Source organism: Microbacterium sp. (genome assembly GCF_031178525.1).
Classification (GTDB): domain Bacteria; phylum Actinomycetota; class Actinomycetes; order Actinomycetales; family Microbacteriaceae; genus Microbacterium.
In genome coordinates, this window is record NZ_JAPSJA010000086.1 from 1 (window position 1) to 9,951 (window position 9,951).

At 70.5% G+C, this 9,951-nt stretch carries 9 protein-coding genes and 1 pseudogene; 4 read left to right on the plus strand and 6 right to left on the minus strand.

The genetic code is table 11. The features are described from left to right. Together RIF89_RS07430 and RIF89_RS07435 are read left to right on the plus strand one after the other, a co-directional pair. A pseudogene (locus RIF89_RS07430) lies at positions 1-989 on the plus strand (hypothetical protein); the annotation flags it as partial. Continuing rightward, positions 980-1,777, plus strand: a complete 798-nt coding sequence (locus tag RIF89_RS07435) for an alpha/beta hydrolase (protein WP_309068491.1) — start codon at positions 980-982, stop codon at positions 1,775-1,777. The pseudogene RIF89_RS07430 and the gene RIF89_RS07435, both read left to right, overlap by 10 nt. 4 nt (positions 1,778-1,781) lie before the next feature. Here RIF89_RS07435 and RIF89_RS07440 read toward each other — a convergent pair whose 3' ends face one another. Then, on the minus strand, positions 1,782-3,683 hold the full coding sequence (locus RIF89_RS07440) for a helicase HerA-like domain-containing protein (RefSeq protein ID WP_309068492.1): 1,902 nt from the start codon (positions 3,681-3,683) through the stop codon (positions 1,782-1,784). Between the two features lie 10 nt (positions 3,684-3,693). After that, complete coding sequence (locus RIF89_RS07445) at positions 3,694-4,356, minus strand: phosphatase PAP2 family protein (RefSeq protein WP_309068493.1); 663 nt, start codon at positions 4,354-4,356, stop codon at positions 3,694-3,696. Between the two features lie 104 nt (positions 4,357-4,460). Between RIF89_RS07445 and RIF89_RS07450 the strand changes: the two genes are divergently transcribed. Beyond that, positions 4,461-5,144: a DUF3105 domain-containing protein gene (locus tag RIF89_RS07450; protein WP_309068494.1), complete on the plus strand. Its 684-nt coding sequence runs from the start codon at positions 4,461-4,463 to the stop codon at positions 5,142-5,144. Then, positions 5,144-5,806, plus strand: coding sequence for a DUF305 domain-containing protein (locus tag RIF89_RS07455; RefSeq protein ID WP_309068495.1), 663 nt, complete (start codon positions 5,144-5,146; stop codon positions 5,804-5,806). The genes RIF89_RS07450 and RIF89_RS07455 overlap by 1 nt, the downstream gene beginning before the upstream one ends. A 35-nt stretch (positions 5,807-5,841) precedes the next feature. Here RIF89_RS07455 and RIF89_RS07460 read toward each other — a convergent pair whose 3' ends face one another. The 4 genes from RIF89_RS07460 to rplL form a co-directional block, all read right to left on the minus strand. Continuing rightward, complete coding sequence (locus tag RIF89_RS07460) at positions 5,842-6,798, minus strand: carbohydrate ABC transporter permease (RefSeq protein WP_309068496.1); 957 nt, start codon at positions 6,796-6,798, stop codon at positions 5,842-5,844. Next, a complete protein-coding gene (locus RIF89_RS07465) occupies positions 6,798-7,931 on the minus strand; it encodes a sugar ABC transporter permease (protein ID WP_309068497.1) in 1,134 nt (377 codons plus the stop codon). The genes RIF89_RS07460 and RIF89_RS07465 overlap by 1 nt, the downstream gene beginning before the upstream one ends. Positions 7,932-7,937: 6 nt before the next feature. Then, the gene (locus tag RIF89_RS07470) at positions 7,938-9,281 is read right to left on the minus strand and encodes an ABC transporter substrate-binding protein (RefSeq protein ID WP_309068498.1); all 1,344 of its coding nucleotides are present in this window, start codon (positions 9,279-9,281) and stop codon (positions 7,938-7,940) included. Between the two features lie 272 nt (positions 9,282-9,553). Then, positions 9,554-9,940 carry a 50S ribosomal protein L7/L12 gene (rplL, locus tag RIF89_RS07475; protein WP_309068499.1) on the minus strand — a complete coding sequence of 129 codons (387 nt, stop codon included), beginning with the start codon at positions 9,938-9,940 and terminating at the stop codon, positions 9,554-9,556. Between the last annotated feature and the right edge of the window lie 11 nt (positions 9,941-9,951).

Here is a 9,951-nt window from a genome sequence, read left to right on the forward strand (position 1 = left end):
CTGCACCGCCCGCCGCGGAGGTCGAGGCGTCCTCCGAGCTCGTCGGCGTGCGCCCGACCGATGAGCAGCCCGAGCCGGCGCCGAGCGAGACCGCAGCGCCGCCCGCACCGCCCGTGTCGCGCCCGGCCCCTGCCCCTCCCGCGGTGCAGCCGACGACGCCCGACGACGCTCCTTCGCCCTTCCGGCGTGTGACGGCTCCGCTCGCCCTGACCTCCGCGGATCGCGGCGCGGACGGCGAGGTGCTGCTCGGGGTGTCCGGCGAGCCCCGCCGCGACGTCCAGGTCTTCGCACGCGGCGACGACCTCTCCGGCGACGGCGGATTCTCAGCCGGGGTGCCGCTCGCGGTCGCGGTCGCCTCGCACGAGTCGTTAGCCCGCACGACGCTCGGGGCGGACGGCACCGGATCGCTGGAGTTCGCCCTCACGCGGGCGCAGGCTGTCGCCGACGTCACGCTCGAGGTGCGCTACGTCGAGGACACGGAGGGCATCGTCGCGTCACATCGCCTGAGCGCGCTGTGGGACCTGCGCGACAAGCTGCTGTCCGGTCCCGCAGCGGCCGATCCGGCGCCCGCCCCGCCCGCGAGCGCCCGGCCCGCGCAGGAGCCGACCACCGCCCCGACGCCCGCGCCGACGCCGGAGACGAGCGAGCCGCCGGCCGATCCGGCGAAGCCGCCCACCGCGTCCCCGACGCCCGATCCGCAGCCCCTGCGCTTCGACGACCGCGGCCACTCCTGCGCGGTCGGCGAGACGACGTTCACGCTCGGAGTGTCGGGTGAGCCGGGAGCCGCGTTCGCCGTCACGCTCCACACGTGGCCCGGAGATGAGGTCGATTCGCGTGTCGAGGGCGTGATCGACGACGACGGGCTCGTCGACGTCGTGTTCGAGCGGCGGGTCAGCGGGGTGCGGATCACGGCGACGCTGTGGGACGGCGCCGAGCAGGTCGACAGCGGACCGCTCGGATTCCTGATTCCGTCGCCGTGGTGTCTGTGAGTCTCCGGTGGGCGCGTGCCGACGCGACGGCACCCGACGGCACGACGCTCGCGTACTGGACCGCCGGACACGGCGACCCCGTCATCCTGATCGCCGGTCAAGCGGTCGAGCACGCGTCCTGGCGCATCGCGGCCGAGCTGCTGCTGTCGCCGACCGAGAGCGCCGCGCACCGGCTGGTCGTGTTCGATCACCGCGGCACGGGCAGCAGCGGCCTCGGCGCGGCGGAACGCTACGACACGCGGCTGTTCGCGCAGGATGTCGTCGCGATCCTGGACGCGGAGGGCATCGCCCGCGCGCACGTCGTCGGCCACTCGATGGGCGGACGCGTTGCGCAGTGGCTGGCCATCGACGCGCCCGAGCGCGTGGGCCGGCTGGTGCTGGTTTCCACGTCTGCGGGGGAAGCGCACGGCTCGCCGCGCTCGCCGGTGAGCGATGCCGCCCTGCGCTCGGGTGACCGGGCGCGCATCGCCGAGGTGTTCTTCACCGAACACCCCGCGTGGTTCTCGCACCTGCTCGCGATCGGCGGGGACCCGAACGCGCGCGGACGTCACTTCCGGGCGAGCCGGCGGCACGACGCGCTCGACGAGCTGCACGCGATCGTCGCGTCCACGCTCATCGTGCACGGCGCAGCCGACGAGATCGTGCCCGTCGACCATGCGCGCCTGCTGCATGACCGTATCGCGGACGCCGAGCTCGTCGTCGTCCCGGACGCGCGGCACGGCATCCTGCTCGAGGGCGGCCCCGCGGTGCGGATCGTCGACCGCTTCCTGCGGGGCGCCTCCTTCTAGCAGCTCAGCGGCGGCCGGTGCCGAACATGCCGCGGATGACGCCGTTCAGCAGCGTCTGCGTCGTGCGCGATCCCAGCACCTTCTCCAGCGTCGACTTCTCCGCGCGCGACGAGGTGCGCGTGCGCGCGCGGCCCGACGTCTTCTTCAGGAGCCGCTCGTACTCCTGCTGCGCCTTCTTCTCGGCTGCCCGGTCGGCCTTCTCCACCTCTGCCCGCTGCCGAGCGAGCTCGGCCTCGGCCTCGGCCCTGCGCTGCGCCTCCTCCGCAGCGTTCATCCGGGTGGTCAGCATCTCGTAGGCCGACTCGCGGTCCACGCGCTCGCCGTACTTCGGCAGCAGCGGGGAGGCGGCGATCGCGGCCTCGATCCGCGCCTCAGGCGTCGGATCCATGAGCCCCTGCGGGGCACGCACCCGTGTCCACGCGACAGGCGTCGGCGCGCCGTTCTCGCTCATCACCGTGACGATCGCCTCCCCCGTGCCGAGCTCCTGCAGCACCCGCTCGAGGTCGTACCCCGACCGGGGGTACGTCCTGACCGTGGCCCGCAGCGCCTTCGCGTCGTCGGGTGTGAAGGCTCGCAGCTGGTGCTGCACGCGCGATCCGAGCTGTGCGAGCACGTCCTCGTGCACGTCCTTCGGCGTCTGCGTCACGAAGAACACGCCCACTCCCTTCGACCGGATCAGCCGCACCGTCTGTGTGATCGCGGACAGGAAGTCCTTCGACGCGTCGCGGAACAGCAGGTGCGCCTCGTCGAAGAAGAACACCAGCTCCGGCTTGTCGGGATCGCCGACCTCCGGCAGGATCTCGAAGAGCTCGGCGAGCAGGTACATCAGGAACGTCGAGAACAGCTCGGGGCGGCGCGCGACGCCCGGCACCTCGAGCAGCGACACGACGCCGCGCCCGTCGGGTGCTGTGCGCAGGAAGTCCGACACGTCGAATTCGGGTTCGCCGAAGAACACGTCGGCCCCGCCCTCCGCGAACGTGATGAGCTCGCGCAGGATGACCCCGGCGGTCGCGCCCGACAGCCCGCCGAGCTCCCTGAGCTCGGGCCTGCCCTCATCGCTCGTGAGGTAGGTGAGCACCGATCGCAGGTCCTCGAGGTCGACAAGCGGCAGCCCGTTCTTGTCGGCGTAGTGGAACACGAGCGCGAGGCTCGACTCCTGCGTGTGGTTCAGGCCCAGCACCTTCGACAGCAGCAGCGGCCCGAAGCCGGTCACGGTCGCCCGCACGGGTACGCCCTTCCCGACGCCCCCCAGCGCGAAGTACTCGACCCGCGCCGCGGCGGGCGTCCAGTCCTGCCCGATGCCCTGGGTGCGGGCGAGCAGCTTGTCGTTCGGCTCACCGGGTGTCGCCATGCCCGACAGGTCGCCCTTGATGTCGGCCGCGAACACCGGCACGCCCTTCGCGGCCAGCTGCTCGGCCAGACCCTGCAGCGTGCGCGTCTTCCCCGTCCCCGTCGCGCCCGCGACGAGGCCGTGACGGTTCAGCATGCCGAGCGGGATCCGGATCTGCGCATCCGGGACGGGGTCGCCGTTCACCAGCGCGCCGATGTCGAGGGTCTCCCCCTCGAAGGCGTATGCCGCGGCGATGGCCCGCACGTCGTCCTGATCCAGCGGGCCGGATGTCGCCCGCGCCGACACCGTCGCGCCGGTGGGCTCGGATGCCGCGGCCGGGGCCGCCGCGGAGTCGCCCGCCACGGCGCTCTCGACGCCGGGCTCGGGATCCGCCGGAGCCGTCTCGGGGTCGGCCGCCTCCCCCGCCTCTGCCTGCGCCACGGCGGCGCGTGCGGCCGCGAGCCTGGCCTTCGCCTCCGCCGCCCTCAGCGCCGCCTCCGCGGCCTCCGCCTCGGCCTGGAGACGGGCGAGCTCGGCCTCCGCGGCCTCGACGGCGGGATCCTTCTCGGCGCTCATGGCGCTCAGCCTAGCGACGCGCGTCCGCCGGGCGAGGGGAGGCGTGGACGCGCCGCTCAACGCTCAGGCCGCGCGCGAACGCCACCGCCACGAGCAGCGCCGCGCCCGATCCGATCAGCGCCCCGCCGACCGTGTCGGTGAGCCAGTGCGCCGACACGTATGTGCGCGCGAACGCCATGAGCGCGATCCAACACGCGGCCAGCGTCGCCGTCCACCACCGCGGCAGGATGACCCACAGCGCGATCGTCAGCGTGGCCGCATTGGCCACATGACCGGACGGGAAGGAACCGACGTCCGCGATCACCAGGATGTCCTCCGGCCGCGCCCGGCCGAGCACGTGCTTGAGCACCTGCACGAGAGCAGCACTGGCCAGCAGCGCGACGACGATGTAGCCGGCTCCCCACGGCCGCCGCGCGGCGAGCAGCACGGCCACCAGGGACAGGGGGATCCACAGCGTCGCGTAGCGTCCGCCGCCCGCCACGTCCATGAACAGCGACACCGCCAGGGCGGGACCGTCCGCGGTGCCCGACAGGATCCCCTCCCACCACAGGTCGAAGACGGTCGGGTCCGCGCCGGGCAGGAGCAGCGCGCCGCCGAGCGCGATGCCCGCCGCGAGCAGGCCCGCGCCCCACCACATCCGAGCACGCGTGCGGGGATCGCGATGTGCGTTCATCCGTGTCCGCCTCTCGCAGGGGAGCCTTCGATGTTACGCGGATCATAGGGTTCTCTGAGGCTTCGGAGGACTTCCGGGTGCATGCTGCCGCATAGGATCGTGGCGTGTCCCCGCAGAAGCAGTCCGGTAACCCCGCGCGCCAGGCCCAGATCGAGCAGACCGTCAAGCAGCAGCGCGATGCGAAGCGTCAGGAGAAGCTGGCCGAGTACCAGCGTCAGCTGAAGAAGCGTCAGCGCGGCAAGCTGCTGTGGTGGGTCGTCGGCATCGTCGCAGTGCTTGCGGTTGTCGCGATCGTCGTCGCGTCGATCGTTTTCGCGCCGAAGTCGTACACGCCCGGCAGCGAGGGCGCGACGATCGAGGGCGTCGAGACCTACGAGCTGGCGTCCGACCACGTCGAGGGCGCCGTGGAGTACGAGCAGAACCCGCCGGCCGGCGGCCCGCACAACAGCGCCTGGCTGAGCTGCGGCATCTACGACCAGCCTCAGCCGATCGAGAACGCCGTGCACTCGCTCGAGCACGGCGCCGTGTGGATCACGTACGACCCCGCGCAGGTCACGGGCGCCGATCTGGAGGCGCTGCGCGACCTCGCCCCGCGCACCTATTCGATCGTGTCGCCGTACGAGGGCCTCGACACGCCGATCACCGTGACCGCGTGGGAGCACCAGCTCAAGGTGGACGCGGTCGACGATCCGCGCATCCCCCAGTTCATCGAGGAGTACTGGCAGGGCGGCACCTCCCCCGAGCTCGGCGCCTCGTGCACCGGCATCGAGGGCCCCGGCAAGCTCTAGTGACCGACGCGCAGCCCTCGAGTCGCCCTCCCGCCTGGGCGCTCATCGCCCTCGCGATCGTGCTGGTCGCGGGGCTGGCGTTCGCGGTCGGCCGGTTCTCGACCTTCGGTCAGAGCGCGTCGGGCCCCAACGCGGCCGACATCGGCTTCGCCCGCGACATGCAGGTGCATCACGGGCAGGCGGTCGAGATGTCGATGATCCTGTACGCGGCGACCCAGGACGAGGAGCTCAGGCTCATCTCGTACGACATCGCCACGGCGCAGGCACAGCAGTCGGGCCAGATGTTCGCGTGGATCCAGCGCTGGGGCGTGCCCCAGCGCGGATCCGATCCGCTCATGCAGTGGATGTCGGAGGACGGCGATCACGCCCACGGCGGTGGATCGGCGAGCGAGCCCGCGACCGAGGACGAGCTGCGCGCCGCGATGGGCATGGCGAGCGACGAGGAGCTGTCGGAACTGCGCGAAGCGACCGGCACGGCGCAGGACTGCCTCTTCACCGAGTTGATGATCCGGCACCACTCGGGCGCGATCGAGATGGTCGAGGCGGTGCAGGATCTCGGCAGCGACCCGGGCGTGCTGCGCACCGCGAGCGGCATGGCCGAGTCGCAGGAGCGTGAGATCCAGGCCCTCGAGTCGGCGCGCGCCCGCCTGGCCTGCGGCTGAGGACGAAGCCTCAGCCGCAGGCGGTGGTGGGAGGGTCAGCCCTTCGCCGAGCCGGCCAGCAGGCCGCGGACGAAGTAGCGCTGCAGGAACAGGAACACCAGCAGCGGCACGATGATCGCGATGAAGGCTCCCGCTGTGAGCAGGTGCCAGTCCTCGCCGCGCTGGCCCACCATCTGCGCGAGCAGCTTGGTGATCGGGGCAACGTTCCCGTCGGCGAAGATCAGCGCCACCAGCAGGTCGTTCCAGACCCATAGGAACTGGAAGATCGCGAACGACGCGATGGCGGGCATGCTCAGCGGCAGCACGATGCGGAAGAAGATCTGGCCGTGCCCCGCACCGTCGACGCGCGCCGCCTCGATCACGTCGCCCGGGATCTGCGCGATGAAGTTGTGCAGCAGGAAGATCGCCAGCGGCAGGCCGAAGATCGTGTGCGCGATCCACACCTGCGCGTAGCCCGCCTGATCCGAGAACGCCTCGATGATCGGGAACCCGAACAGCTCGCCGCGCGCAAACAGCTGCAGCAGCGGGATGAACGCCATCTGGATCGGCACGATCTGCAGGGCGAACACCAGCACGAACAGCAGGTTCCTGCCGCGGAACTCCATCCACGCGAACCCGTACGCCGCGAGCGTGGCGAGGATCAGCGGGATGATGGCCGCCGGCAGCGTGATCGCGAACGAGTTCACGAACGCGCCGAGCAGGCTGAGGCCGCCCGTGGAGGTGTTGAGCGCCTCGACGTAGTTCTCGGTCGTCCACCCCCAGTTCTGCAGCGCCGTCCACCATCCGGTGGTCTGGATCTCCACCCTCGGCCGGAACGACGACACCAGGATGCCGAACGTCGGGATGGTCCAGATCGCCGCGATGATGATCGCCGCGATCGTGGCCCACGGCGACGTCAGGCGCCGCTTCGCATCGCCGAGCGCCGGACGCGATCCGCCCTTGGCCGTGGTCACCGCCTGGGTCGTCGCGACGACCTCTTCCGTGGTGGCCATCAGCGCACCTCTCTCTGTGCCTTGAGCTGGCGGGCGTTGTAGATGACCAGCGGCAGCACGAGGATGAACAGGATCACGGCGTACGCCGCCGACCTGCCCGGCTCGAAGCTGCGGAACTGCTGGTACATCTCGTTCGCGAGCACCGACGTGTTGTTCGCGCCGGCGGTCATCGTGCGCACGATGTCGAAGATCTTCATCGACGCGATCGCGATCGTCGTGAGCACCACGATCAGCGAGGGCCGGATGCCCGGCACGACGACGTTCATGAACCTCTCGTACGCGTTGGCGCCGTCGAGCTCCGCGGCTTCCATCTGCTCCGTGGGCACGCCCTTGATCGCGGCCGACAGCACCACCATGGCGAAGCCGGTGTAGATCCAGATGAACACCACGATGAGTGCGAGCGTGTTCCAGGGCTGCACCTGCAGGAAGGGAACCGGGCTGCCGCCCAGCCACACGATGATCTGGTTCACGAAGCCGATCTGCTCGGCATCCGCGGGGCGCGCCGTGTACATGAAGCGCCAGATGATGGACGCACCGACGAACGAGATCGCCATCGGCAGGAACACGAGGATCTTGTAGACCTTCTCCCCGCGCGTCTTGTCGATGAAGTACGCATACACGAGCCCGACCACGGTCGAGACCACGGGCGCGATGAGCACCCACACGATCGTGTTCACGACCGTGCGGATCCCCTGCGGCTGCGTGAAGATCCACACGAAGTTGTCGAGCCCGATGAACGTGTCGCCGCGTGAGTTGTACATCGACTGCACGAGCGTCTGCACGACCGGCAGCACGAGGCCCACCAGCAGCAGGGTCAGCGCCGGGGCGAGGAAGCCGAACAGCTGGAACAGCGAACCAGCGCCGCCGCGGGAGCGCTGATCCAGCCAGAAGAACAGCAGTCCGAGCACGCCGGCGGCCGCGATCGCCCACCAATAGGACTGCAGGATCCACATCACGGCGAGCGGGAAGATCACGCATGCGGCGAGCCGGGCGATGGTGTACGCCCGGCCCGCGCGCGGCGCGATCTCGATGAAGAACAGCAGCACCACCACCGCGACCAGGAAGACCCCGATGATGATCGGGATCTCAAGCCACGGCGAGAGGGTGCTGAGCCAACCGAGGAAAGCGGCCATGGCCTGTTACTCGGCCGGCCAGCCCGACTCGATCTGCTCGAGCACCTGGTCCGTCGAAGCGCCGTTCACCCAGTCGCGCATGCCCTGCCAGAACGATCCGGCACCGACGGCGGACGGCATCAGGTCGGAGCCGTCGAAGCGGAAGGTGGTCTCCTCGCTCTGCAGGATCTCGATCGCGGCCTGCAGGATGGCGCTCTGCGCGTTGGCGGGGTCGAGACCCTTGTTCGCGCTGATCACGCCGCCGAGGGAGACGCGGGAGTTCGCCCACTCGGGGCTCGAGAGGTACTCCTGCACCTTGACCACGGCCTCGTCGTCGCTGAAGGCGCCGACGATCTCGCCACCGCCCGTGACGACCTCGCCCTCGGCGCCGGCCTCGAACGGCGGGAGCATGAACGCCCAGACGTCACCGTCCTCGCTCACCTCGCCGCCGGCGTCGACGATGAACCCGTCGAGGAACGACGCCTGGTGGGTCAGCATGCAGTCGCCCGACACGAGCGCGTTCGCGACGTCGCCGAACGGCGTCGATCCGATCGACGCGACGTCGCCGAAGCCGGCGTTGACGTAGTCGGGGTTGAGCAGGATCTTCGCCGTCTCGTCGAACGCCGCCTTGATCTCCGGGTCGGTGAAGGGCACCTCGTGCGCGACCCACTGGTCGTAGACCTCCGGCCCCGATGCTCGCAGCACGAGGTCCTCGATCCAGTCGGTGCCCGGCCAGCCCGTCGCCGCGTCGGACCCGAAGCCCGCGCACCACGGCGCGCTGCCGGTGTCCTCGCGCATCTGCGCCGTGAGATCCAGCAGGCCCTGCCAGTCGGTCGGGACCTCGTAGCCGTTCTCCTCGAACACCGAGGGCTGGTACCAGATCCAGCCCTTCACGCTCGCCATGAGCGGTGCGCCGTAGACCGTGCCGTCGTAGGAGGCATAGCCCTCCCAGTCCTCGGCCCAGTTCTCGCGGAGGTTCGTGACGACGCTCTCGGGCGCCTCGACGAGGTAGTCGCGGCTGGCCATGTCGGCGAGGAGCCCCGGCTGGGGGAAGATCGCAAGGTCCGGCGGGTTGCCACCCTGCGCGCGCACCGCGATCTGCGCCTCGAACTCCTGAGAGCCCTCGTACACGATGTCGATGCCGTTCTCCTCTTCCCAGTCCGCCCAGGACTGCTCGAGCAGTTCGGCTTCGGCATCGACGATGGTGCCGTAGACCGTGACCTCCGAGGATCCGCCCTCGGATTCTCCGCCGCCGCCGCCTCCGCCCCCGCCGCTCACGCCGGGGCCGCCCGTGCAGCCCGCGAGCGCGAGCACGGTGATCCCGAGACCGGTGGTGGAGAGGATGAGCCTCTTCCGCGTTGCAGTCGACATCGTCTGCTCCCGTCTGTCGTCGCGCGTTCGGATGCCGCGCGGCCTTCCTCCGGGTATGGAGGTCCTGTCTGGCTGACACTAGTAGCCGCCAGACCGGCGGACAACGATCCGGCAGTCACGGGAGTGTCACGACGCCCGGATCAGAGCCCGACGAGGCCGCACACGACGAGAGCCCCGGGATCTCTCCCGGGGCTCTCATGCCGATCCGTCACCGGATCGGCGGATCCAGACGGTGCTGGATGGTCGCATCCGCTGCTGCGGATGCGGAGGGATTACTTGAGGGTCACCGTGGCGCCGGCGGCCTCGAGGGCCTCCTTCGCCTTCTCGGCGGTCTCCTTGTTCGCGCCCTCGAGCACGGCCTTGGGGGCACCGTCGACGACGGCCTTGGCCTCGCCGAGGCCGAGCGAGGTGAGCTCGCGGACGACCTTGATGACCTGGATCTTCTTGTCGCCGGCGGCCTCGAGGACGACGTCGAACGAGTCCTTCTCCTCGACCTCCTCGGCGGGGGCGGCAGCGCCACCACCGGCGGCGGCAACCGCGACAGGGGCGGCGGCGGTGACGTCGAAGGTCTCCTCGAAGGCCTTCACGAACTCGCTGAGCTCGATGAGCGTGAGCTCCTTGAACGCGTCGAGCAGCTCGTCGGTGCTGAGCTTCGCCATGATGTTTCTCC

Excerpts from the sequence above, each read along its gene's own strand:
- rplL (WP_309068499.1), bottom strand. The coding sequence starts at position 9,940 with ATGGCGAAGCTCAGCACCGACGAGCTGCTCGACGCGTTCAAGGAGCTC.
- RIF89_RS07440 (WP_309068492.1), bottom strand. The coding sequence starts at position 3,683 with ATGAGCGCCGAGAAGGATCCCGCCGTCGAGGCCGCGGAGGCCGAGCTC.
- RIF89_RS07470 (WP_309068498.1), bottom strand. The coding sequence starts at position 9,281 with ATGTCGACTGCAACGCGGAAGAGGCTCATCCTCTCCACCACCGGTCTC.
- RIF89_RS07465 (WP_309068497.1), bottom strand. The coding sequence starts at position 7,931 with ATGGCCGCTTTCCTCGGTTGGCTCAGCACCCTCTCGCCGTGGCTTGAG.
- RIF89_RS07445 (WP_309068493.1), bottom strand. The coding sequence starts at position 4,356 with ATGAACGCACATCGCGATCCCCGCACGCGTGCTCGGATGTGGTGGGGC.
- RIF89_RS07460 (WP_309068496.1), bottom strand. The coding sequence starts at position 6,798 with ATGGCCACCACGGAAGAGGTCGTCGCGACGACCCAGGCGGTGACCACG.